Raw genomic sequence first — 23,274 nt, 5'->3', positions numbered from 1 at the left:
GGCAACTTAACACAGCAAAGTAATATCATATCAAGATGTCTATAAAACAAGAAAGCCCTCGTTTAAGAGGGCTTTCTTGTTTTATACTAATTCCAATACTTTACTGGTACGTTCGCGGGTTGCGTTGGCCAGTTCCGCATTTTTAGCCAGTGATTGTCCGTAGGATGGGATCATGCCTTTTAGCTTGGCTTGCCATTCCGGCGTTTTGGCTTTGTCTTTAAAGCAACGCTCAATCAGCTGCACCATGATAGGCACTGAAGTTGATGCACCTGGTGATGCACCCAACAAGGCTGCAATGCTGCCATCAGCAGCGGCTACCACTTCGGTACCAAACTCCAGCACACCGCCGCGTTTCGGGTCTTTTTTAATAACCTGTACACGTTGGCCGGCAATGTCCAGTTCCCAGTCTTCTTTACGTGCTTCGGGGAAATACTCGCGCAGGGCAGCCAGGCGGTCATCTTGCGATTGGGTTACCTGGCTAATCAGGTATTTGGTTAATGGAATATTGTCTATACCGGCTTTAAGCATCGGTGCGATGTTATTTAACCGGATGGAAGTGAACAAATCCATCAAGGAGCCCTTTTTAAGAAACCGTGTAGAGAAACCTGCGTAAGGGCCAAATAGTAATGAGCGTTTTCCATTAATCATGCGAGTATCCAGGTGAGGTACTGACATAGGCGGCGAACCTACCGAAGCCTTACCGTATACTTTTGCTTCATGGCGTTTAATTACATCGGAGTTGTTGCATACCAGCCACTGCCCGCTTACCGGGAAACCACCAAAGCCATTGCTTTCCGGAATGCCCGATTTTTGTAGCAGGTGTAATGCGCCGCCACCGGCACCAATAAATACAAACTTGGCATTCACGCTGCGTTTGCCTCCGTTTTTGTTGTCCTTAACGGTAATTTTCCAGCTTTGATCCTTATTGCGTTTTACATCGCTTACATCATGCTGCAGGTGCAGGTTTACACCCGGCTGCTGTTTAATATGGTTAAACAGGCTGATGGTAAGCGCACCAAAGTTTACATCGGTACCCAAATCCATACGGTTGGCCGATACTTTTTGGCTTTGTTCGCGACCTTCCATTACCAGTGGTATCCATTGCTGTAGCTGCGAAAAATCTTCAGAGTATTGCATACCTGCAAACAGGTGATGCTTTACCAGCGCCTCATAACGTTTGCGCAGGTAGGTAACATTATCCTCGCCCCATACAAAGCTCATGTGCGGAACAGGAACAATGAATGATTTTGGTGATTGGATAAATTGCTTATCGATCAAAAACGACCAGAATTCCTTCGAAATCTCAAACTGCTCGGCAATTTTGATCGCTTTCGAGATATCAACCGAACCGTCGGCAAGTTGCGGCGTATAGTTAAGCTCACAAAAAGCAGAGTGACCAGTACCGGCGTTGTTCATGGCATCAGAACTTTCTGCAGCCATAACATCCAGTCTTTCAAATATTTCGATAGTTAAATCAGGCTGCAGCTCCTTAAGCATTACGCCAAGGGTGGCGCTCATGATACCGGCGCCTATTAAAACTACATCAACCTGTGAATTCTGTTTATAATCGTTGTTACTCATTTTGGTTTTGAACGGTGCAAATGTACACGCAATTTGTATTGTACCTAATTTTAACGCACTATTTTATGAAAATCATCATAAAAATTACAATTTCTTTGATAAAAATTCTGGAAGCTTACTATACGCTTACAAACTAACACTTTTTAGTAAGTAAGAGTATGCGAAAATCATTAAAGTTTCAGCCCTCGCTTAGCTGTATTTATCAGTGTAATACTTCCTGTAGCAAATCTTTAAATGACTGCTTAATCAGGCCCATTTCCATGTTGTCGCCTTTAAGCAGGGCTTTGCTAAAGCTTACCATTTGCTGTGCCGTGATATGTGGCGGCAACGGAGGCACGGCCGGATCAACCACTACCTCAAGCAAGGCTGGTCGGTCGGCTGATAATACGGCATCCAAGGCTGCACCAATTTCATCAGGGTTTTCAACCCGGATGCCTTTTAGGCCCAGCAATTCGGCATATTTAGCATACTGAAAATCCATCAGTTCCTGAGAACCTACAAACTCCGGGTTACCATTGGTAACGCGTTGTTCCCAGGTAACCATATTCAGGTCGCGGTTATTTAATACCAGTATCACCATGCGCGGATCGGCCCACTTTTTCCAGTATTTGGCAATGGTAATCATGCCGTTGATACCCAGCATTTGCATGGCACCATCACCAATTATGGCAATTGGAATGCGGTCCGGGTAGGCAAACTTGGCAGCGGTAATATAGGGCACGCCGGGGCACATCGTAGCCAGCGTGCCTGATAAGGAAGCCATCATACCCTCCCTGATCTTCAAATTTCGGGCAAACCAGGTGGCTGATGAACCTGAATCGGCGGTAAGTATACAGCGGTCGGGCAGGCGGGGAGATAGCTCCTGCAATACCCGTTGCGGATTAATCGGATTGGCATCCACCATGGCTTTGGCCTCTACCACTTTCCACCAATCGGCCACATTCTTTTCGATGGTTTGTCGCCAGCTGCGATCTTCCTTATGTTGCAGCAGAGGGATCAACGCCTTTAGGGTTTCCTGTGCATCGCCAATTAAATTTACCTCGGTAGGGTAGCGCAGGCTCACCATTTTGGGGTCTATATCTATCTGCACGGCACGTGCTTGTCCTTCCTTCGGTAAAAATTCCGAGTAGGGGAAGCCGGTACCAATCATCAGCAGCGTATCACAATCCGACATCATTTCCCAGCTTGCACTGGTGCCTAATAAGCCAATGGCCCCGGTTACATAAGGCAGGTCATCAGGTAAAATAGCACGGCCTAACAAAGCCTTGGCAATGCCTGCACCTAAAACTTCGGCCACTTGCTTCAGTTCTTCCGGGGCTCCGGCGGCACCTACGCCTGCCAAAATAGCTACCTTTTTACCTTCGTTCAATACCGCCGCAGCTTTTTGCAACTCGCTCATGGGCGGCACCGGGCGCTCCAGGCTGTGCCCAATGCCGGTATGTACGCTGCCATGTTTATGTGGCGGTTCTTCAACGGCATCCAGTTCCTGTACATCATTAGGCAAAATAACGCAGGTTACCGTACGCTCGGCTTTGGCTATGCGTATCGCCCGGTCAACCACATGGCGTACCTGGTTAGGGTCGGTAACCATATGCACAAAGTGATGGGCTACGTCTTTAAAGAGCGTCACCAAATCAACCTCCTGCTGGTACTCGCCACCTAATGACATTCGCGCCTGCTGCCCTACAATAGCTACTACCGGTTGGTGGTCGAGCTTGGCATCATACAAACCGTTAAGCATGTGTATGGCACCCGGGCCCGAGGTGGAAATACAAACCCCTACTTCGCCGGTAAATTTGGCATGACCGCAGGCCATAAAGGCGGCGTTTTCTTCATGTGCTACCTGTATAAAATCTACTTTATCTTTCAACTTATCCAGCGCGCCCATTACGCCGTTTATACCATCGCCGGGATAGCCAAATACGCGCTTAATGCCCCAAGCGTGGATGCGTTCTATTATAAACTCACTTACGTTCTTGCTCATGATTTACCTGCTTAACCAAAACCACCAAACGGCAGCCGTACTTTTAACCCGAGCAATCGCTTATTTGTTTAATTTAATGAAAAGAATAGGCTGATGAACTAATTGGTATTGAAATGTTTAACCGAACATAAAAGAATGTATATTTATTACGAAAACCTTTTAACCATGAAATCGAAAATTTTGAACTCTTTGGCACTTACTTTTTGCGGTGCGATGATTTGTCTTTTTACGCTGGATATTACCGGTAAATGGATTGGCTTTGTTGATTATAACGGCAATGCAATTGACCTTGCTTACAATTTTAAGGCAGATGGCGATAAGCTGACAGGCACAAGCGAAACCCCTTACGGGCAAAGCACTATAGCTGATGGCAAAATTGATAAGGATAATATCAGCTTTAATATACAGCTTAACGGTACTTCTATACCGCATACCGGTAAGATCTATCAGGATTCGATTGTACTGAAGATGAATTATCAGGGTACTGAAATGCAAACTACACTGAAGCGTGCGAAAAAATAACATAAAAAGAAAGCGGGTCTTATTCAGAACCCGCTTTCTTTTTATGTTGATTTAACGCTTAATGGCTGTCGGCAAAAATGGTTGCCTGTAACAGCTTGTTCAATGCAAATACAAAAAACGGTGCGGCCAGCACGTCAATAGTATAGTGCACGTGCTGCACCAGCAATAATATACCAACGGCAACCGAAGCAATAATAGCGGCAATCCGTTCGCCTTTTTTAGGAAGGCAAAAATACATAGCTACCAGAGTAGCCGTATGTCCCGAAAAGAAAAGATCTTTTGTAATGGTAGCATGGCCGTAAAATACGCCGGTTAGCGGATCTACCAGCTCAACCAAACCAAGCGGAGCGGCCAGTGGTATCAAGGTAATGGTTAATATGCGTGCGGTACAAATGGCAATATAAAGCCACACATAGCGCGTGTAAATAAGCGGTTCCTTAATAGCGCGGATAAGGGTATACAACCCCATACCCCAAATAATCAGGAAAATATATATCGAAACGTTTACTGCAGGTATATGGGCCAGTACCACATCGTGTACCTGAATGCCTGGCCGGTGTTCAATAGCCTGGAAAAACGTAGGCATGGCCGAAAGTATAGCCGCAACAATAACTGACCCCAGCAGCATCAGTAACCGGTGTGACGAAGATGCCCATAAGGCCTTCCAGTTTTGCTTTAAAGAAAGGGATGAATTTTGGCTCACTATTAATTACTTAATCAGGGTTGGCAAAATTAATACTTTGTAGCGGCATGTTAAATATATTTTAGTTAAATATTAATTTGCTGTGATTATAGACCTTAAAAACCAATAAAGGATTAATGTAACTTTGCGTTGTAAAAACAGATATTATGAAATACAAACTGGGCGATTTTGTGCGCTTTGTTGATGAGAAGATAGAAGGCTACATAACCCGTATCATTGACGATCAAACCATAGGTGTTACCGATCAGGATGATTTTGAGATACCCGTGCTGGCCAGCAAAGTTACGTCGGTATACGGCCACCAGCCCAAAGAGCAAACCACTACCGGGAAGGCCCTAACTACCCCGGAGGTGCCATTAACCGAATTTCAGACCAAAGGTGTATACCTGGGCGTAATAAGTGATGCCAAAGCGGCATCGGTTGTGCACTTCCACTTGGTAAATGATACATCTTTCCAAATTCTGGCTACCTTGAGTACTGAAAAGCAGCAGGGCTATAAAGGCGAATATGCCGGCATCATTGCGCCTAAATCGTCGGCAGTTGTTTACTCGGCCCAACTGGCCGATATACAACTATGGCCTAAGTTTAATTTGCAGGTACTTTTCCATACGCCGCAAAACATACAACCTGCCGAGCCGATCATCTTTGCGGAGAAGTTTAAAGCCAAAGATTTTGCCGGCGCAAAAAAACAGGTACCGGTAGTGAACCAACAAGGCTGGCTGATTCGTTTGGACGAACCGGAGCTGGTGATTGATGCCGAAAAGCTGAAAGAAAGCTTTTTTAAACCTGCCGAAGAAAAACAACAGGTTGACCGCCCCGGCAACGAAGTTGACCTGCACATTGAAAAGCTGCGTAACGATTACCAGTTTATAGGCAGCAACGATATTTTGCGCATCCAGCTCGAGCATTTCAAAAAAGCGCTTGACGCAGCCATTGTACACCAGCTGCCCGAAATTACTTTTATACACGGTGCCGGTAACGGAACTTTACGCAGTGAGTTGCACAAGCAGTTGGGCAAACACCAGAAAGTGCAAACCTTTATGGATGCCCGAAAAGAGAAATTCGGCTACGGCGCTACCAAGGTAATTCTTAAATAATCATTAGCTAATCAGGTAAATACTTATTTACTTTGCGCCCTATTTGATGTGAGGAGCGGGCTTAGTAGCTTTGGCTCCCTCACATCATACAAACGCACATAAAATTTTATTCTCATTCATGAAAAGAGTTGTTGTTACAGGATTAGGCGTGGTTTCGGCTTTAGGAAATGACGTAGCTACATTCTGGAATAATATAGCCAACGGCCAAAGCGGGGCTAAGGCCATCAGCCGTTTCGATGCTGCTAAATTTAAAACCCATTTTGCTTCGCAACTACCTGCTGATTTCAGTGCAGCTCAGTTTCTGGACAAAAGCGAAATTAAGCGGAACGATTTATACACTCAGTATGCATTAATTGCCGCCAAGCAGGCCATTGAAGATTCGGGCTTTGATTTATCAACCATGTCGCCCTATGATGCAGGTGTGATTTTCGGTTCGGCACAAGGCGGAATGGTAACATTTGAGCAACAAATTCAGGAGTTTACTGCTTCTGGTTTTGAGCCGCATTTTAATCCGTTCTTTATTCCTAAAACGCTGGTAAACATGGCGGCCGGTTTAATATCTATAAAATACGGCTTGATGGGGATTAACTATACTACAGCATCGGCCTGTGCCAGCGCCAACAGCGCTATCATGGATGCCCTGAACTATATCCGCTGGGGTAAAGCCAAGATCATTGTAACCGGCGGTGCCGATGCGCCTATTACGCCGGGCTCAATCGGTGGATACAATGCCTTGAAGGCTTTATCTACCCGTAACGACGACCCGCAGGCTGCATCCCGTCCGTTTGATGTGGAACGCGATGGTTTTGTGATGGGTGAGGGAGCCGGTGTATTGGTTCTGGAGGAGTATGAGCATGCCAAACAACGCGGTGCACACATTTATGCCGAACTCGTTGGTGCCGCCATGACCTCGGATGCTTATCACATCACCGCAACACATCCCGAAGGTAAAGGTGCAATAAAAGGCATGGAATTAGCTTTGGAGGATGCCGGCCTGAACCGTGATGACGTACACTATCTGAATGCCCACGCCACCTCAACACCGGTAGGAGATATTAGCGAGGCCAAAGCAATCCATGCTGCTTTTAACGGCAGCAAAAATCTGCATGTAAGCGCAACCAAATCCATGACGGGGCACTTGTTAGGTGCTGCAGGTGCGGTTGAAGCTTTGATTTCTATCAAAGCCATTACAGAAGGTATTATACCACCTACCATCAATACCAGCAAGCTGGACGAGCAGATACCTCAGGCCCTGCAAATTGTAACCCAGCAGGCTTTAGAAAAGCAGGTAGATGTTGCCGTAAGCAATACTTTCGGCTTCGGTGGCCACAACAGCGTAGTTATATTTAAAAAAGTTTAAGTAAAACAGCTTTATACTAACAAAGGGAGCATGAACATCACATGCTCCCTTTATTATTTATGGATGACAATCGCGGCTAAACAAAGGGCATCTTACAAGCGTTTCTAAAATAAAAAGATATGGCAACATTTTCAGATATCATCAATAGTCCGCAACCTGTACTGGTTGATTTTTCGGCCGAGTGGTGCGGCCCTTGCAAAATGATGGCCCCGATATTAAAACAGGTTAAAGATGCTATGGGCGACCGTGTTAAAATTGTAAAGATTGACGTGGATAAGAATCCGGCTGTAGCTGATGCTTATCGTGTACAGGGCGTGCCTACCTTAATTTTATTTAAAAACGGCGAGAATAAATGGCGCCAAAGCGGTGTGGTGCAAGCAGGTCAGTTAAAGCAGATTATTGAGCAGTACGGGGCTGATTAATTCTTGGCAACAAAGCGGGCCAGTTGCGCGTCGTCTAAACGTTTAAACGTCATGGTGCGGCCAATGAATTTGAAGTGCCAGTAACCGGTTACTTTTAGGGTATTGTTATCGGTCATATAGGCCGATGAGTTCCATTTTTTTCCGGATTGTGCATCGTAAATCATGCCGTTTTCCCAACTGTTGGTTTTTGATATATACTCCAGATTCTCCAATACATTCATGCCGATGAGTTTACGGTTTCTGAGCGCGGTATTTGGATTCTTTTTGTCCACAGCTTCTTCCATGGGTACAGAAGGCTCAGTTGAATTATCAAACCACAACAGTTTGGCCTTAAAGTCATTGCCTTCACGATAAACCTGTACAACGCAATTCTTTTTTTCGGACATCCATTTGCCGCACACCTTATCGCTCGTTTGAGCAACAGCTGTTACGGCAAAACTGGTGATTATTAGTAAAAGCGCTGTGCAGCTGATTGAGGTCTTTTTAAGCATGTGTAGTTCTATTCCTGAGATATATAATTGAACAGGAATAAGGTACGATTTGTTTACGCAAATAACTACTGCATATAAACGAATAGGCGTTAAAATCTCATAATGTAAGCGTCATCTGCATCAATACCCGCATCTTTTTTAGTTTCAATAGCATCCTGGACAGATTTTGGCAATTTGGATAACAAATTGTAGCCAGTTGCTTTTTCAATATCCCGAACGGTACAGATGTACTTGGTCCAGTTTGCATCAACGCCGTTATTATTAGGGGTGTTAACAGCAATAACACGGGTGTTTTGGTTGATACGATGCAGATCGTCACTGCCATCGGGTATTACCACAATCACTTTCCAAATTTGTGACGGAACTTGTATATGGCCATTATCAATAGTGGTACGGTAGCCGCGTGTACCATAGCCGCCGGTACCGTAGCTGCCCATAATCACATAAACCTCGTTACCTTGCTTAACCAGCAGGCGTTCATAATTTTCGAGGTTACCCCAGGTATGCTGGTTGTTAGCTGGCGCTTGCGGAATCATGTTGGTCATCAAAAACGTAGCCGAGTTAGCCGCTGTGGAACTGGTTCTATCGGCCGACGGGCAGTTGTGGCCACGCTCAAAACCGCTTCCCTGGTAGCTGGTATTCAATACCAGATAACAGCTTTTCGGCAGCTTGGCATTGGGCCTGAAATCGTTTTCCCGCTCAGCATCGCCTAAAGTAACTTTCCCTACGTACCAGCTCACCCAATTGGGGCCTCCCTTGCTGCAATTATAGCTCAGCGTGTAATAAGGGGTAGCCATCAGGTAATTGTCTGTACTATTGGTGGCTGCATTGCTGGGGTTGCCTAACAGCAGGTTATCATAAGTGGTGTCTGTACTGGCGGTGTTGCTTGGTGCTATCGGTGTTGCCGCCGGTGTGTGCTGGGCATTGTACCGGTAAATAATAAAGTCATCAATATTGATGCGGCTCTTATTGCTTGCAGTTTTACGTATCTGGAACCGTACCGGCCCTTGCTGGTTTACAGTAAAAGTAGCTGTTTGCAATTCACGCCCGCTGGTTTGTACAGCATCGCCTACCTGTTTAAAAGTGCGCCCGCCATCAACCGACATGCGTAGCTCCCAGTTGGAACTGCCTTTGCCATAAGCGGCATGTTTGATGCTTACACTTGATGCACCATCCACATCAAAGCTCATCTTGAGCTGTCCTTTTTCGCGCAGGCGAACAGACTGGCTACCTTCTTTAGCATCAGCTGCCGATGTGCCTGTAAGCGCATCAGTAAGGCTCCAGGTGCCGCTGCTAAAGTTTACTTTGCCGGTTGCATACGTTTTCTTTGTAGCATTTTCAAAATCTTCCCTCAGCAGTATTTCGTTTGCATATTCACTTTGCTGGCCGGATGTAGTATTGCCGTTTTGTTGCCGGTTGCAAGAGCAGCCATTGATAATGATAAGGCAAAGTAGTAAGCAGTAGGTATAAAAGCGATTCAGTTTCATGTACAGGTGAATGTAAGCTTATAACGATAAGAATATTAGTTTTTGTTTGACAGGAAAGCAATTTGTAAGTTCTACTCTTCCTCAATTTTACTTACCATCCAGATCATGAGTCCGCCCAGCAACGCAATTAGGCCGAACGACCATTGCAATCCAGCCGCCTGTGCCACAAAGCCAACAAATGGCGGTACCACCAAAAAGCCAAGGTAACCGATGGTAGATATAGAAGCAATAGCAGCCCCGCTACTCAATGTAGCCGATTTGCCTGCAATGCTAAATACCAGCGGTACTACGCATGCTACGCCCAGCCCCACCAGCATAAAGCCTGCACCCGCAGTGATGGTATAGGGGAGTAATACAGCCAGCAGTAAACCAGCTAAAATAAGCCAGCCACTATAGTTAAGCATGGCTTTGATACCAATGCGGTTTACCAGCTTGTCGCCGGTTAAGCGGGCTGCGGTCATGGCTACCATATAAGCCACAAAGGCTGCGGTTGATGCCGCTTTGCTTGCATGTACGGCTTTCTCAAAGTAAATCGCGCTCCAATCGTACATGGTATTTTCGCAAGCCATGCTGGCAAAGCAGATAAGGGCAAATTTGAGCATGCTTTTATCGGGCAGCAGCAGTAAGGGTTTAGGGCCGGTATTTACCGGCTTCTGGTAAAAGGTATAAGGGTAAAAGTATAAAGATGCCACTACCAATACTGCGCCTGCAGCAAGCAAATGATAGGTGGCCGGTATATTCATTTTAACCATCAGGTAGCCTACCGCTGCCCCGGCGAAGCCCGCCAAACTCCAGATGCCATGAAAAGTGGTAATGATAGATTTGCTATAAAGCGACTGCACGCTAACCGATTGTGCGTTTACCGATAAGTTAAGAAGGTTGCGTGCCGATCCCAAGCAAAACAGCATAAGCACCAATTGCCAAACCGCCGTTGCAAAGCCCAAAAAGCATAGTACCGCATTAAAAAGCAGCGCACCTATAATCATGATGGTGCGGCTGGCATAATGGCTCAGCAAGCGCCCGGTAATGGGTAGGGTAAGCATCAGGCCGATAGGTAATGCAAACAACACCGCACCCAGCTGCGCTTCGTTTAAATGCAGTTGTTGCTGCAGGGTAGGGATGCGCGATGCCCACGAGGAATATCCAAAGCCCGAAATAAAAAAGAATACGGCACAACCTATGCGTAATGCCTGCGGTGATTTGTTGCTAACCTCTTCTGTCATTGATGGCAAAGGTAACTATTACCGCCTAAAGCTACCTGTACTATTCCGTCCTTGTCCGTCAAGCCGCAATTAGCTGTACCGCCTATTTGCGCTTTTTCTTCTGGGATGACTCGCGCACTACCAATTCAGATTTCAAAATTAGTTTGTTGCCAGCCGGAGGCGTATAGTTGTTGTTCAGCTTATCAACCAGTATTTGCGCAGCCATTTCGCCCATTTCGTAACCTTTGTAGTTTACGGTGGTTAGTCCCGGTTCTACAATGCTGGCTATCGAGTCGTTATTGAATCCTGCAAAGGCAATATCATCCGGAATTTTAACGCCCGCTTTTTTCAACTCTTTTATACAGCCTACGGCAGAGGCATCATTAATGGCAAAAACACCATCGGGGCGGTTGGGCATGGCCAGTATGGTTTGGGCCGCCTGCACACCGTCTTCAATGCCGAGGTGGGTGTAAATCACCAGGCTTTCATCAAACGGAATATTGTAATCTAAAAGCGCCTGCTTGTAGCCATTAAACCGGTCAAGCGCAACGCTGCTCAGGCGGTAGGCCGTAACGTGCACAATACGTTTGCAGCCTTGCTGTATCAGGTGCTCCGTAATTTCGTATGCCGCCTTCACGTTATCTATTTCCACACCAGGGCAGTTATTGTCTGGAAAAATACGGTCAAAATATACCAGCGGAATGCCGCGTTTTACGAAGCTCTCAAAGTGTTCAGCATTCTCGGTATCGTAAGCCAAAGATACCAGCAGGCCATCTACCCGGTTATTGTACATGGCCCGGGCAATTTTTATTTCCTTGCCGATATTATCAAGCGATTGACTGATGATGAGGTTATAATTAGCTTCACTCAATACCTTTTCAATACCTACAATAATGTTGGTCATGAAACTACTGTCCAGGTTGCCTACTACCAGGCCAATGATGTTGCTGCGCTTTTTGCGCAGGTTACTGGCCAGGTGGTTGGAGCGGTAACCCATTTGCTGAGCCGTTTCCTGTACCTTTTGTTTGGTATTAACGTTTACCGACGGGTGATCCATCAACGCACGGCTCACCGTAGCAGCCGAGATGTTGAGGTGCCGGGCAATATCATATATGGTAATTTCTTTTTCTGGTGTATCCATCAGCGCTAATTCTTCTGGTTTAAATTTAAAAGCAAAGGTAAAATACTAATCCTGCTTATTTATTTCTTAAAGTGGAACCGCGTATAATCAGTTCGGCCGGTAATATAACTTCTTTATCTGTTGTAGCATCATACTGGTTATTCAGGCGTTTAAGTAGTACCCGGGCTGATGCCTCGCCCATAGCATAACCATCGTAATTAACAGTGGTCAGTTTCGGTTCGCTAATGCAGGCCACCGGGTCATTGTTAAATCCGGCTACGGCAATATCATGTGGTACAGAAATGCCTTTTTCCTTTAACCCCATAATGCAGTTAACCGCACAGGCATCGTTAGCCGCAAATATACCATCGGGTTGTGTGGGCAGGTTCATAACCAGATCAGCTATTTCCGTACTACCCGATAAGGTAAGATCGCTGCCGAGCACCATATCGTAACTAAATGGCATGCTATTGTCAAGCAGGGCTTGTTTAAAACCTTCCAGCCTTTGCTTGTATACGCTATGCAGGTGCTGGGCCGTTACATGTACAATTTGCCGGCAACCCTGTTTAATGAGATGTTCTGTAATGGCATAAGCTGCTTTTACATTGTCGATCATTACACCGGGGTTATGATCATCTTTAAGCACACGGTCAAAGTACACTATGGGAATGTTGCGTTGTGTAAAGGCATCAAAGTGATTGGTATGATGGCTTTCATAAGCTAATGATACCAGCAGGCCGTCTACCCGGTTGTTGTACATGGCCTGGGCGTTGGTAATCTCCTTAGCTGCTGTCTCGAACGACTGGCTGATGATGATATTGTAACCAGCTTGGTTCAGCACCTTCTCCATACCGGCCAGTACATCCGACATAAAGCTGCTGTTGAGCCGTGGTACAATAACACCGATAATGTTGCTGCGCTTTTTGCGCAGGTTGCTGGCCATCCGGTTGGTTCGGTATCCCATTGCTTGGGCAGCTTCTTGAATTCTTTTTTTAGTTTTGATACTGATAGCTGCGTGATTGGCCAGGGCACGGCTTACCGTTGCCGGTGATAGGTCAAGCGCACGGGCTATATCGTAAATAGTTATTTCTTTTTCGGGTACGCTCATGAGCGGTATCAAAACGGATCTTTTTTAGAAGTGCTAAATATAGCTATAACCTTTTAGCTTATCGTTAGCGCAAGTTCAATAGCCGAATTAAGTAGTAAATGTATCAAAATTATTGCAATCGATTGTGAATGCTGAATATTGTTTGCATATTTGAAGCACAAATCGATTATAAAACTAAACTCAAGGTACCGGTGCTTACTGCGCCGGTACTTCTTTATAAAACCATTTACTTTTTCTTTAAGGATGAAACGCAGGCATGCTTTACTCTCCTTTTTGCTCGTAGCTTCGCTGTCAGCATTAGCCCAGGCACCCCGAATGATTTCGGCTGATGTAAATCAGGTTAAAGGCCGGTTAAATCAAAACTTTAAATTTTGTGTTGGGGCAGGGAGGGCGAATGAAGGTTTACGTGCCGATTGGCAGCGGCAATTACGGCAGGCTAAGCAGGACTGTGGCTTTGAATATATCCGCTTTCATGGTTTGCTGTCAGACGATATGGGCGTGTACCTGGAAGATAAGACCGGTAAATCCATTTATAACTGGCAGTACATTGATGAGTTGTTTGATTTTCTGTTAAGCATCCGCGTACGGCCTTTTGTGGAGTTGGGGTTTATGCCCCGTGCATTGGCCAGCGGCGATAAAACCATTTTTTGGTGGAAAGGAAACATCACCCCGCCAAAAGATTATGCTAAGTGGAACGGCCTTATCAAAGCCTTGACAGAACACTGGACCGAACGCTACGGCAAGGCCGAAGTAGCCAAATGGTACTTTGAAGTTTGGAACGAACCTAATTTGAAGGATTTATTTTTTGCCGGCACACAGCAGGACTATTTTAAACTTTATCAGGAGACGGCCCGGACTATCAAAAGCATATCGCCCGACTATTGTGTGGGCGGCCCGGCCACGGCAGGCAATGCCTGGATACCCGAAACAATTAACTTTTGTGTGCAGAACAAAGTGCCCATTGATTTTATAAGCACGCACGATTATGGCGTTACCCAAGGCTTTTTGGATGTAACAGGTAATGTAGGTACCATCATCAATCCCAATAAAAATTCGGTAGCTAACAATATGCACCACTCACGCAGGGAAATTGCCGCTTCGGCATTGCCTAAGCTGGAACTGCATTATACGGAATGGAGCTCCTCTTACACACCATCCGACCCGATACATGATACCTACCAGGAAGCAGCTTATATTTTAAATACCGTTAAGCTGGCGGCCCCGGCCGTCAATTCCCTTTCGTATTGGACGTTTACGGATATTTTTGAAGAAGCCGGTCCGCGTGCAACGCCGTTTCATGGTGGCTTTGGTTTGATGAACTATCAGGATATTAAAAAGCCGGCTTATTATGCTTTCTCTTTTCTGAATAAATTAAGCACTACCGAACTGAACAACGCAGATTCATCCTCCTATATCTGTAAAAATGAGCAGGGCGGGGTGCAGGCGCTGTTCTGGAACTGCACCATAGATCATCCCGGCGATTCAACTAACAACCAGGTATATTACAAGCGCGACCTGCCTGCTAAAACCTTGCCCGCTGTTACCCTTAAATTAACCGGTTTAAAAAATGGCAGGTACCGAGTGATGGTGTATCAAACCGGCTATGGAGTTAATGATGCTTATGGTACCTATCGTAAATTAGGTACGCCTTCGCAGCTAACGCGGGAGCAAGTGGCACGTATTAAAGCCGAAAACAGCGGTAGGCCGGTATCCATAGCTACTGTAGTAGTTGGTAGTTCCGGCGCCTTGCAAAAGACATTCTCAATGCGCCAGAACGATGTTTATCTGGTAACGGTTGATCCCATTAAATAATCGTAAACCATTGATTGTATACCACCATTCACCTGAAATAAATCTATGATCAGTAATTTAGAACAGACATTCCGCTGGTTTGGCCCGTCAGATCCGGTTACCTTGAGCGCCATCAGGCAAACAGGTGCTACAGGCATTGTTACTGCCCTGCACCATATACCAGCCGGCGAGGTATGGACACCCGAAGAGATAAAAAAGCGCAAAGCTATTATAGAGGCTGCCGGATTGCGATGGTCGGTAGTGGAAAGCGTGAATATACACGAGAGCATACGCATAGCATCTGCCGAGCGTGATGAATACATAGCCAAGTATATCGAATCCCTTAAAAATTTGGCTGCCGAAGGTTTAAGTGTGGTGTGTTACAATTTCATGCCTGTGCTCGATTGGACACGCACCAACCTCGACTATCGCCTGCCCAACAATGCATCGGCTCTCCGGTATGATGCTGCTGCACTGGCCGCATTCGATCTGTACATTTTGCAACGCCCGGAGGCTCATAACGAATTTAGCGCAGAGCAGCAACAAGCCGCCAAGGCTTATTTTGATAGTTTAAGCGACGACGAGAAAGACAAGCTCACCAACATTATCATGGCCGGGCTGCCGGGTACCGATGAGGTGTTTACGATAGCCGAATTTAAAGAGTATTTGAAAAAGTACGAGCATATTGATTCGCAGGTATTGAAGCAACACATGGCTTACTTTTTACAAGCCATTATACCCGATGCAGAAAAGTTAGGTATTAAAATGTGCGTACACCCGGATGATCCGCCGTTTTCTATCTTGGGGCTGCCGCGGGTGGTATCCACCGAGCAGGATTTGACAGATGTGGTGAACGCCTGCCAATCGCCAAGTAATGGCATTACATTTTGTACCGGTTCATTAGGTGCTAATCCCAGTAACGATTTGCCGGGTATGATAAAGCGCCTGGGGCAGCACATCCATTTTTTACATCTGCGCAACGTGCAGCGCGAGGCTGATGGCAGCTTTTACGAGGCCAATCATTTGAACGGTAGTACGGATATGTATGCCGTTATGAAGAATATTATTCTGGAGCAAAAAAAGCGTCAGGATAGCGGCCGGGCTGATGTTGCCATACCTATGCGTCCCGATCATGGCCATAAACTGCTGGATGATTATAATTACGATACTTATCCCGGTTACTCTGTAATTGGCCGCCTTAAAGGCTTGGCCGAACTGCGTGGGCTGGAAATGGGTATCAAGCGTACTTTATTTGACGGTTAAGATTGCAAAGAACGTCAATAAAAAAAGCCGCTTTCAAAGCGGCTTTTTTTATTGACGTTAGGTTGAGATTAACCTTTACGCTGAATTACTTTTTGTGCTGCTGCCACAATGTGCTTGGCATCCAGTCCGTATTTGGTCATCAGTTGTTCAGGCGTACCCGATTCACCGAATGAATCATTTACGGCTATGTATTCTTGCGGTGCTGGTTTGTTTTTAACCAGTGCTTGTGCTACCGAATCACCCAAACCGCCTAAACGGTTATGCTCCTCAGCAGTTACCACGCAGCCGGTTTTGGCTATTGAGCGTAATACCGCTTCTTCGTCAAACGGTTTAATGGTATGGATGTTGATAATTTCGGCCGAGATGCCCATTGCTTCCAGCTGCTCGCCGGCTTGTATGGCTTCCCATACCAGGTGGCCGGTAGCTACGATGGTTACATCGGTACCTTCGCTTACCATCCAGGCTTTGCCAATTTCAAAAACCTGATCGGCAGGGGTGAAGATAGGCACCACCGGGCGACCAAAGCGCAGGTAAACCGGGCCATGATGCTCGGCAATGGCAATGGTGGCAGCTTTGGTTTGGTTATAATCGCAAGGGTTAATTACGGTCATACCCGGCAGCATTTTCATCATGCCAATATCTTCCAGTATCTGGTGGGTTGCACCATCCTCGCCCAGCGTTAAACCCGCGTGCGAGGCACAGATTTTTACGTTTTTATCTGAATAAGCGATGGACTGGCGAATTTGATCGTAAACGCGGCCTGTAGAAAAGTTGGCGAACGTACCGGTAAACGGCACATGGCCGCCAATAGTTAAACCGGCTGCAATGCCCATCATATTGGCTTCGGCAATACCCACCTGAACAAAACGCTCAGGAAAAGCATTGATAAAATCCTGCATTTTTAATGAGCCCACCAGGTCGGCACATAAGGCTACCACTTTAGGGTTGCGTTTACCGGCTTCCAGTAAGCCTGCACCGAAACCCGAGCGGGTATCTTTTTTTTCTGTATATGTATACTTGGTCATTTGTTTCTGTTGTGTTATGGGGTGTCTGTTGTGAGTAGGTATGGTGATTATGAAGCAGGCAGCATCTGTAAAACACAGATAACTGACAACTCACAACGTATAACTAACTCTTAATAATCTCCCAGGCTTTCTTCCAGTTGGTTTAAGGCTTGCTCCAGTTGGGCATCATTAGGGGCAACACCATGCCATTTATGCGATCCCATCATGAAATCAACGCCGGCACCCATATCGGTCTGCATTAAAATAACTACCGGTTTACCGTTGCCGCTAAGGCCAATGGCTTTTTGCAGGCCTTCAACAACCGCAGCCATATCATTACCCTTCATTTCCATAACTTCCCAGCCAAAAGCCGCGAACTTAGCGTGCAGGTCGCCCAGTGAAAGTACCACTTTGGTAGGGCCGTCAATTTGCTGGCCGTTTACATCTACAGTAGCAATCAGGTTGTCTACACGGTTGTGCGGGGCAAACATGGCAGCTTCCCAAATCTGGCCTTCCTGCAGCTCGCCGTCGCCGTGCAGGGTAAACACCAGGCGGTCATCGCCGTTCAGCTTTTTGCTTAAAGCTGCGCCAATACCTACCGATAAGCCCTGACCTAATGAGCCGGATGCAATGCGTATGCCCGGTAAATGTTCGTGTGTGGTAGGGTGGCCCTGTAACCTCGAATCCAGTTTACGGAAAGTAGCCAGTTCGGCAACGCCAAAATAACCGCTGCGGGCTAATACAGAATAAAATACCGGCGAAATATGCCCGTTAGAAAGGAAGAAAAGGTCTTCATTAACGCCATCCATGTTAAAGGATGGATCGTGTTTCATTACTGAAAAGTAAAGGGCTACCAAAAAGTCGGTACAGCCCAATGAACCGCCCGGGTGGCCACTTTGGCTGCCATGCACCATGCGCACCACATCGCGGCGTACCTGCGAAGCTATGCCTTTAAGCTCTTGAATATCTTGTGTCATTGATTGAATTTAATTTTAATTGAGGAGGAGCGAAGAGTGCTTGATATACCGCGCCTTTTTCCTTGCTCTCCACACCTGTAACTATTTTCCCTGCTCTGCAGCTTTGGCATGATCGGCCAGGAATTGGGCCAGACCGTTATCGGTAAGCGGGTGTTTTAACAAAGCGGTAATGGCCGAAAGCGGACCGGTAATTACATCGGAACCGATTTTAGCGCAGTTGATAATGTGCATGGCATGGCGTACGGAAGCAGCCAGGATCTGGGTTTCGTAACCGTAGTTGTCATAAATTAAACGGATATCTTCGATTAGTTGCAAACCATCGGTTGATACATCATCTAAACGGCCAATAAACGGCGACACATAGGTAGCCCCTGCTTTGGCAGCAAGCAAAGCCTGACCAGCCGAAAATACCAGCGTACAGTTGGTACGGATGCCTTTTTGTGTAAAATACTTGATTGCTTTTACGCCATCTTTAATCATAGGCACTTTAACCACAATACGCTCATGCAGGGCAGCTAAAGCCTCACCTTCGGCAATCATCTCATCATAATTGGTAGAGATCACCTCGGCGCTTACATCGCCATCGGTAATTTCGCAGATGGCTTTGTAATGGGCAATAACATTATCATGGCCGGTAATACCTTCTTTAGCCATCAGTGATGGATTGGTGGTTACGCCGTCCAGCACACCCAGGTCATGCGCTTCCCGGATCTGGGCCAAATTGGCCGTGTCGATGAAAAATTTCATAATTAATTATTTGTTTATGAATGTGATAAACTGTTTGAACGTTGAAATAGACCCTTAGGCCCCGATACGCAGTAAAAATGCAATATTTTTTGAATGTTACCTAAACAATTTATACAATCGATTGCATTAACGTGTTCAGCTTTGATAGGTAACGGTTTGTAGACTGATAAGTCAAAAAGCCTTGTTCTGTCACTGAAGTATATCAGTTGATGGAACAAGGCTTTTGAAGTGAATTTTTACTGATTAATTGTAGTTACCCGATAGTTCTCAGGCGGACCTAAATAGCTGGCCGGTAAACGGTGGTTAATATTCAGAACCAACTTTTGCAATACTACACCTGGGCTTACCATCCAAAACTTAACTGTATGCATACCCGCTTTGGCAATGTGGTGTTCTGATACCAAAATGTTTATGTTTTCGGCCACGGCCTTACTCCATACTTGCTGGTTAGCGGCTGCATTTACGTTGCATATTTGCGGCTGCTCGTCATCAACAGAAATGGCGTATTGCAAGCTTTTATTATGCGTAAAATCAATAGTGGGCGATAGGTAGGCATGGATGTAAACCTTGCCGGTGTCGGCCAGGGTTACCATATATTCCAGGTGGGGGCTATTGCCGCCGGGTTTTTGTAACGGGGCGGTAACCGGGTAGGGGGTTACGCCGGATAGCGTGCGGCCATAGTCTGGTATGGTTAACCATTTAATTTGCGGTGTTGTGACGGCCTTATTGTAATGTTCTGCTTCGATTGATACATAACCGTTGTTTTGTAAAAAGCCAATGCCCGGTGCATTTTTGATCGTGCTAACAGGTACGTTAACCGATATGCTGCTGCCATCGGAACCTTTGATGGTAACAGTTCCGCTTTGGGTACCCACTGGTACCTTTTGCCAATTAATACTAACTGATAAGCGGTTCTCCTGATCTATAGTGCCGCTTTGTGGCGTAGCCGTTATCCACGGAGCCGTACTTACCGAATATTTTATTGGCAGTTTACCACGGTTAAATACCTCGATATATTGTGGCTGCTGCTGCAACAGGTTGAACTGCTGCAAAGCCGCTTGCGCTGATGAATTAGGCCACCACTCATTTAAGCCCTGTACAGCAACACCCATCGCGGCCTTTTGCGGAATGTTAATTGTTTTTACTTCCGGCATCTTATTCGAATCTGGCTGTTGCCAGTAAGTGTAACCAATATGGGTTTGATCCATCATGTGGTTCCATTTGCCACCCGCTAATTGGGTATTATAGTATCTGGATATTTCTGCATCGCGGACGTATAAATCTCTTACCTGCTGTGCCATATCATTTGTAGCCGCACGGCCTTGACTGGCATATAGGTGATTTTTGGCAGCGGCATAATACATGGCATTCAGGTTTGAACAAGCCTGTACCGGGTGCAGCACCAGTTGGTAATAAGCGTCTTTGTATTGTTTGGGTATGTCTTTGTATAAAGCTTGTGCCTGCTCTTCCAATTTATTATAGTCGTTTACAATTGTTTCAAACTCCCGGAAGTTTGCCAGGCTATACGTGTTCTGATCGAGCATTTCTGGCTTACGGCGGCCATTGTATTTGGTGTATTTAGACAGGATATCGGCAATTTGTATCGCGTATGTTGCACCAAATTGTTGCTTAGCCCACAGCCGGGTATACTCCTGCACCCGGCTTGCCGGCCATTTATTGGGGTTCCAGGCATAATCCAAAAAGAAGGAGATGGGGTATTCCATGGGTTTCAAATCCCCCACATTCACAATCCATACCTGCCGGGCGTTATATTCATAAGCCAGATGCATTTGCTCCCATACTTTGCTGATGGGGTTGGTGTTAAGCCATTTGTAATTTCGCGGATCGCCCACGTAATCAAAATGATAATAAATGCCGTAGCCTCCTTTACGTGGTTTTTCGCCCAGTGCGGGTAGCTTGCGGATGTTGCCCCAATTGTCATCACACAACAGTAAGGTTATATCGTCAGGCACGCGCATACCTTTGTCGTAATACTCCTGAACTTCTTTATAAAGCGCCCATAATTGCGGCGTTTGGTCAGCGGGGTTGCCGGTTACATCGGCAATAATTTTGCGCTGGTCGGCCACTATTTTTTCCAGTAGGGCAATGTTGGTGCCTTCTTCCATAGCCATATCGCCATCGCCGCGCATGCCTACAGTTACGATGGTTTCGGCAGTGCCCATGTTCTGTATACCTTTGCGCCAAAAGTTGCGCAGTACTTCGCCATTTTTATTATAATCCCATTCACCTTTACCGTAACGTTTCCATTCAGTTTGGGCGCGGTCCATAGGTTCGTGGTGCGATGTGCCCATTACAATGCCGTACTCATCAGCCAGTGGCCGGTTCAGCGAATCATCATCATTAAAGGCATTGCCCCACATAGCAGGCCAAAGGTAATTGCCCTTCAGGCGCAAGATCAGTTCAAATACTTTGGTGTATACTTTATGGTTAAAGCCGCCAAACTTCTCATTTGTCCATCCCGAAAACGCCGGCGCTTCATCATTAATAAATATGCCACGGTACTTTACAGCAGGTTCGCCCTGCGAATGGCGGCCAGGCAACACATAGAGGCTTTTTTGCTGTTTAACCGGTACATCTGCCCACCAGTACCAGGGCGATACTCCAATTTGGGCTGATAGGTCATAAATACCGTATATAGTACCCCGCTTGTCGCTACCGGCAATCACGAGTGCCTTATCAACCCCCGGCATTGGGTGGCTGATAGTTTGCAGTACAAAGGTTTCCCACTTACCCTTAATACCGGCTACATTCAATTTTTTCTGCTGAATAAGGCGGTCAATCAGCGTACTGTTTCCAATTGTACCAATCAGTACTACTTGCTTGCCTGTAATGGTATTTGTAGATAAAAGTGGCTCGGCCTGAGTTACCGAGGTAATGTCTGTTTGCAGATCCTTGGCTGCCCGTATCACACCTTTATAATCTGCCGGGCTTACAAATATAGGTGCCGATTTACCTGCCGCTGATAAGGCAAAAGCACCCGTGCTGGCCTTATCCGAAACATAAGGTTGCTCACCCATTGCAAAAGCCGTTGTGCAAATGCCTATCATGGCAAAAGCACTGGCTGCTTTGCAAACAATGCGATTAATAAATGGCTTGGTTAGTAGTTGTATCATCAGGTTTCTGAGTTGAGGTTTACCTTTTGAAGTTGACGACTTCATAATAAGCCTTTTTGGGTTGCAGGTTGGTATCAAATAATAGCGGGAAGTTTTTACGCCCCTGTACCGGATATTCATCCAGCCAGGTATAACGGTCGGATACGTTCCAGAAGGTAACCCCGGTGATTACCTTTTTATACTGCCGTAAAATATCAAACACCTCTTTATATTTAGCTATTTGCTTCTGCTCTAATTCGGACGTAAGTTCACCTTTTTCGCCGGGGTGCAATGGGCGGCGTTCCTTTTCCCAAGGGTAAATGGACACATCCATTTCCGTGATCTGTACCTTTAAGCCAAGCGAGGCAAATTTTTCAATTGTGTTGCGTAACTCTGTACCTGAGGGTTCCTGTAACGACCAGTGTGCCTGCAAACCCACTGCATGAACGGGCACTTTGGCATCCACCAGTTTTTTAAGGAGTTTATATACACGCTCCATCTTTTCGGGGCGCTCGGTGTTGTAATCATTATAAAACAAAACGGCCTTTGGGTCGGCTTCGTGAGCGTATTCAAAAGCTTTGGCAATGAAATCCTCGCCGCATATCTGGTACCACAGCGAGTTGCGCAAAAATTTATTGGGGTTATCGTCAATAGCCTCGTTCACAACGTCCCAGGCATATATTTTACCTTTATAGCGTTTTACAACGGTATGGATATGATCTCGTAAACGCTGAAGCAAAACCTGTTTGCTAACCTGTTTGCCGGTACTGTCTTTAAATATCCAATCCGGTGTTTGCTCATGCCAGCATAAGTTATGGCCACGTACCCGTAGCCCGTTATGCCGTGCAAAGCTGACAATGGAATCTGCATCCTGCCAGTAATACTGGTTTGGGCGTGGGTGTATTGGCCCCATTTTCATAGCATTCTCGGGGGTAAGGCTGTTGAATTGCTTTACAATAAACCTGCCTTCCTCGCCGCTAAGATTGCGCGGGGCAACAGCTACGCCAATAGGGAAATAAGATTTATAATAATCTTTCAGACCTTTGCCGGCAAGTTTTTGCGCTAATGCAGTTTGCGTGGTACAATAGCTTGCTATGGCACAGGCCACAAACTGAAACCCCAGTTTTAAGGCGCTATTTCTCATAATTCTATAGATTAATTGGTTTTGCAAATACTAGATATTTTGCAATCGATTGCAAATTTATTAGTAATACTGACTTTCGCAAGTATAACAAACTATAAAATGCAGTAATTTTCTTTGAGTAAAGAGAAGATCATGAGTAAAATAGTTTAATATCTTTT

General features: G+C 45.9%; 19 protein-coding genes. 6 read left to right on the top strand and 13 right to left on the bottom strand.

All coding sequences use genetic code 11. The features are described 5' to 3' along the window. Positions 1-81: 81 nt before the first annotated feature. Together KHS38_RS04600 and KHS38_RS04595 are read right to left on the bottom strand one after the other, a co-directional pair. Positions 82-1,581, bottom strand: coding sequence for a malate:quinone oxidoreductase (locus tag KHS38_RS04600; RefSeq protein WP_213487332.1), 1,500 nt, complete (start codon positions 1,579-1,581; stop codon positions 82-84). 202 nt (positions 1,582-1,783) lie between these two features. Next, on the bottom strand, positions 1,784-3,565 hold the full coding sequence (locus tag KHS38_RS04595) for a thiamine pyrophosphate-requiring protein (RefSeq protein WP_213487331.1): 1,782 nt from the start codon (positions 3,563-3,565) through the stop codon (positions 1,784-1,786). 165 nt (positions 3,566-3,730) lie between these two features. On the opposite strand from KHS38_RS04595, the gene KHS38_RS04590 reads away from it, so the two are divergent. After that, complete coding sequence (locus tag KHS38_RS04590) at positions 3,731-4,087, top strand: hypothetical protein (RefSeq protein ID WP_213487330.1); 357 nt, start codon at positions 3,731-3,733, stop codon at positions 4,085-4,087. Between the two features lie 58 nt (positions 4,088-4,145). Here the strand turns inward: KHS38_RS04590 and KHS38_RS22430 are convergent, their stop codons facing one another. After that, a complete protein-coding gene (locus KHS38_RS22430; protein WP_213487329.1) occupies positions 4,146-4,790 on the bottom strand; it encodes a phosphatase PAP2-related protein in 645 nt (214 codons plus the stop codon). A 146-nt stretch (positions 4,791-4,936) separates the two neighbouring features. On the opposite strand from KHS38_RS22430, the gene KHS38_RS04580 reads away from it, so the two are divergent. The 3 genes from KHS38_RS04580 to trxA all read left to right on the top strand — a co-directional run bounded on the left by KHS38_RS04580 (position 4,937) and on the right by trxA (position 7,669). Then, entirely contained in the window at positions 4,937-5,887 is a 951-nt protein-coding gene (locus KHS38_RS04580; protein WP_213487328.1) for a Smr/MutS family protein, read from the top strand. A gap of 118 nt (positions 5,888-6,005) precedes the next feature. Then, the gene (gene fabF / locus KHS38_RS04575; protein ID WP_213487327.1) at positions 6,006-7,247 is read left to right on the top strand and encodes a beta-ketoacyl-ACP synthase II; all 1,242 of its coding nucleotides are present in this window, start codon (positions 6,006-6,008) and stop codon (positions 7,245-7,247) included. A gap of 119 nt (positions 7,248-7,366) precedes the next feature. Further along, a complete protein-coding gene (trxA, locus tag KHS38_RS04570; RefSeq protein WP_213487326.1) occupies positions 7,367-7,669 on the top strand; it encodes a thioredoxin in 303 nt (100 codons plus the stop codon). On the opposite strand, the gene KHS38_RS04565 is transcribed toward trxA, so the two are convergent. From KHS38_RS04565 to KHS38_RS04545, 5 genes are all read right to left on the bottom strand, one after another. Then, positions 7,666-8,160 (bottom strand): DUF2147 domain-containing protein, encoded by a 495-nt coding sequence (locus tag KHS38_RS04565; protein WP_213487325.1) that lies wholly within the window; start codon positions 8,158-8,160, stop codon positions 7,666-7,668. The genes trxA and KHS38_RS04565 overlap by 4 nt on opposite strands. Before the next feature lie 89 nt (positions 8,161-8,249). After that, entirely contained in the window at positions 8,250-9,647 is a 1,398-nt protein-coding gene (locus tag KHS38_RS04560; protein ID WP_213487324.1) for a DNA/RNA non-specific endonuclease, read from the bottom strand. Between the two features lie 71 nt (positions 9,648-9,718). Then, positions 9,719-10,870 (bottom strand): MFS transporter, encoded by a 1,152-nt coding sequence (locus KHS38_RS04555; protein ID WP_213487323.1) that lies wholly within the window; start codon positions 10,868-10,870, stop codon positions 9,719-9,721. 82 nt (positions 10,871-10,952) lie between these two features. After that, on the bottom strand, positions 10,953-11,990 hold the full coding sequence (locus KHS38_RS04550; RefSeq protein WP_213487322.1) for a LacI family DNA-binding transcriptional regulator: 1,038 nt from the start codon (positions 11,988-11,990) through the stop codon (positions 10,953-10,955). Between the two features lie 55 nt (positions 11,991-12,045). Then, positions 12,046-13,077: a LacI family DNA-binding transcriptional regulator gene (locus tag KHS38_RS04545; RefSeq protein WP_213487321.1), complete on the bottom strand. Its 1,032-nt coding sequence runs from the start codon at positions 13,075-13,077 to the stop codon at positions 12,046-12,048. A gap of 243 nt (positions 13,078-13,320) precedes the next feature. On the opposite strand from KHS38_RS04545, the gene KHS38_RS04540 reads away from it, so the two are divergent. Together KHS38_RS04540 and uxuA are read left to right on the top strand one after the other, a co-directional pair. Beyond that, positions 13,321-14,889, top strand: a complete 1,569-nt coding sequence (locus KHS38_RS04540) for a GH39 family glycosyl hydrolase (RefSeq protein WP_213487320.1) — start codon at positions 13,321-13,323, stop codon at positions 14,887-14,889. Between the two features lie 45 nt (positions 14,890-14,934). Next, entirely contained in the window at positions 14,935-16,131 is a 1,197-nt protein-coding gene (gene uxuA / locus KHS38_RS04535) for a mannonate dehydratase (protein WP_213487319.1), read from the top strand. 68 nt (positions 16,132-16,199) lie between these two features. On the opposite strand, the gene KHS38_RS04530 is transcribed toward uxuA, so the two are convergent. The 5 genes from KHS38_RS04530 to KHS38_RS04510 form a co-directional block, all read right to left on the bottom strand. Next, positions 16,200-17,156 carry a transketolase family protein gene (locus KHS38_RS04530; protein ID WP_213487318.1) on the bottom strand — a complete coding sequence of 319 codons (957 nt, stop codon included), beginning with the start codon at positions 17,154-17,156 and terminating at the stop codon, positions 16,200-16,202. Between the two features lie 110 nt (positions 17,157-17,266). Continuing rightward, positions 17,267-18,112, bottom strand: coding sequence for a transketolase (locus tag KHS38_RS04525; RefSeq protein ID WP_213487317.1), 846 nt, complete (start codon positions 18,110-18,112; stop codon positions 17,267-17,269). An 81-nt stretch (positions 18,113-18,193) separates the two neighbouring features. Continuing rightward, on the bottom strand, positions 18,194-18,859 hold the full coding sequence (gene fsa, locus KHS38_RS04520) for a fructose-6-phosphate aldolase (protein ID WP_213487316.1): 666 nt from the start codon (positions 18,857-18,859) through the stop codon (positions 18,194-18,196). Between the two features lie 236 nt (positions 18,860-19,095). Beyond that, positions 19,096-21,993, bottom strand: a complete 2,898-nt coding sequence (locus tag KHS38_RS04515) for a glycosyl hydrolase 115 family protein (protein WP_249665273.1) — start codon at positions 21,991-21,993, stop codon at positions 19,096-19,098. A 19-nt stretch (positions 21,994-22,012) separates the two neighbouring features. After that, positions 22,013-23,116 carry an endo-1,4-beta-xylanase gene (locus KHS38_RS04510; RefSeq protein WP_213487315.1) on the bottom strand — a complete coding sequence of 368 codons (1,104 nt, stop codon included), beginning with the start codon at positions 23,114-23,116 and terminating at the stop codon, positions 22,013-22,015. Positions 23,117-23,274: the final 158 nt, after the last annotated feature.

The organism is Mucilaginibacter sp. Bleaf8, assembly GCF_018390515.1.
In the GTDB taxonomy this organism is placed as follows: Bacteria; Bacteroidota; Bacteroidia; order Sphingobacteriales; family Sphingobacteriaceae; genus Mucilaginibacter.
This window is presented reverse-complemented; position numbering and strand designations above follow the sequence as displayed.

Coding starts and splice junctions, on each gene's coding strand:
- KHS38_RS04530 (WP_213487318.1), bottom strand. CDS start 17,156: ATGACCAAGTATACATATACAGAAAAAAAAGATACCCGCTCGGGTTTC.
- KHS38_RS04525 (WP_213487317.1), bottom strand. CDS start 18,112: ATGACACAAGATATTCAAGAGCTTAAAGGCATAGCTTCGCAGGTACGC.
- KHS38_RS04540 (WP_213487320.1), top strand. CDS start 13,321: ATGAAACGCAGGCATGCTTTACTCTCCTTTTTGCTCGTAGCTTCGCTG.
- KHS38_RS04545 (WP_213487321.1), bottom strand. CDS start 13,077: ATGAGCGTACCCGAAAAAGAAATAACTATTTACGATATAGCCCGTGCG.
- KHS38_RS04515 (WP_249665273.1), bottom strand. CDS start 21,993: ATGATACAACTACTAACCAAGCCATTTATTAATCGCATTGTTTGCAAA.
- KHS38_RS04555 (WP_213487323.1), bottom strand. CDS start 10,870: ATGACAGAAGAGGTTAGCAACAAATCACCGCAGGCATTACGCATAGGT.
- KHS38_RS04560 (WP_213487324.1), bottom strand. CDS start 9,647: ATGAAACTGAATCGCTTTTATACCTACTGCTTACTACTTTGCCTTATC.
- uxuA (WP_213487319.1), top strand. CDS start 14,935: ATGATCAGTAATTTAGAACAGACATTCCGCTGGTTTGGCCCGTCAGAT.
- KHS38_RS04590 (WP_213487330.1), top strand. CDS start 3,731: ATGAAATCGAAAATTTTGAACTCTTTGGCACTTACTTTTTGCGGTGCG.
- trxA (WP_213487326.1), top strand. CDS start 7,367: ATGGCAACATTTTCAGATATCATCAATAGTCCGCAACCTGTACTGGTT.
- KHS38_RS04595 (WP_213487331.1), bottom strand. CDS start 3,565: ATGAGCAAGAACGTAAGTGAGTTTATAATAGAACGCATCCACGCTTGG.
- KHS38_RS04565 (WP_213487325.1), bottom strand. CDS start 8,160: ATGCTTAAAAAGACCTCAATCAGCTGCACAGCGCTTTTACTAATAATC.
- KHS38_RS04600 (WP_213487332.1), bottom strand. CDS start 1,581: ATGAGTAACAACGATTATAAACAGAATTCACAGGTTGATGTAGTTTTA.
- fabF (WP_213487327.1), top strand. CDS start 6,006: ATGAAAAGAGTTGTTGTTACAGGATTAGGCGTGGTTTCGGCTTTAGGA.
- KHS38_RS04580 (WP_213487328.1), top strand. CDS start 4,937: ATGAAATACAAACTGGGCGATTTTGTGCGCTTTGTTGATGAGAAGATA.
- KHS38_RS04510 (WP_213487315.1), bottom strand. CDS start 23,116: ATGAGAAATAGCGCCTTAAAACTGGGGTTTCAGTTTGTGGCCTGTGCC.
- fsa (WP_213487316.1), bottom strand. CDS start 18,859: ATGAAATTTTTCATCGACACGGCCAATTTGGCCCAGATCCGGGAAGCG.
- KHS38_RS04550 (WP_213487322.1), bottom strand. CDS start 11,990: ATGGATACACCAGAAAAAGAAATTACCATATATGATATTGCCCGGCAC.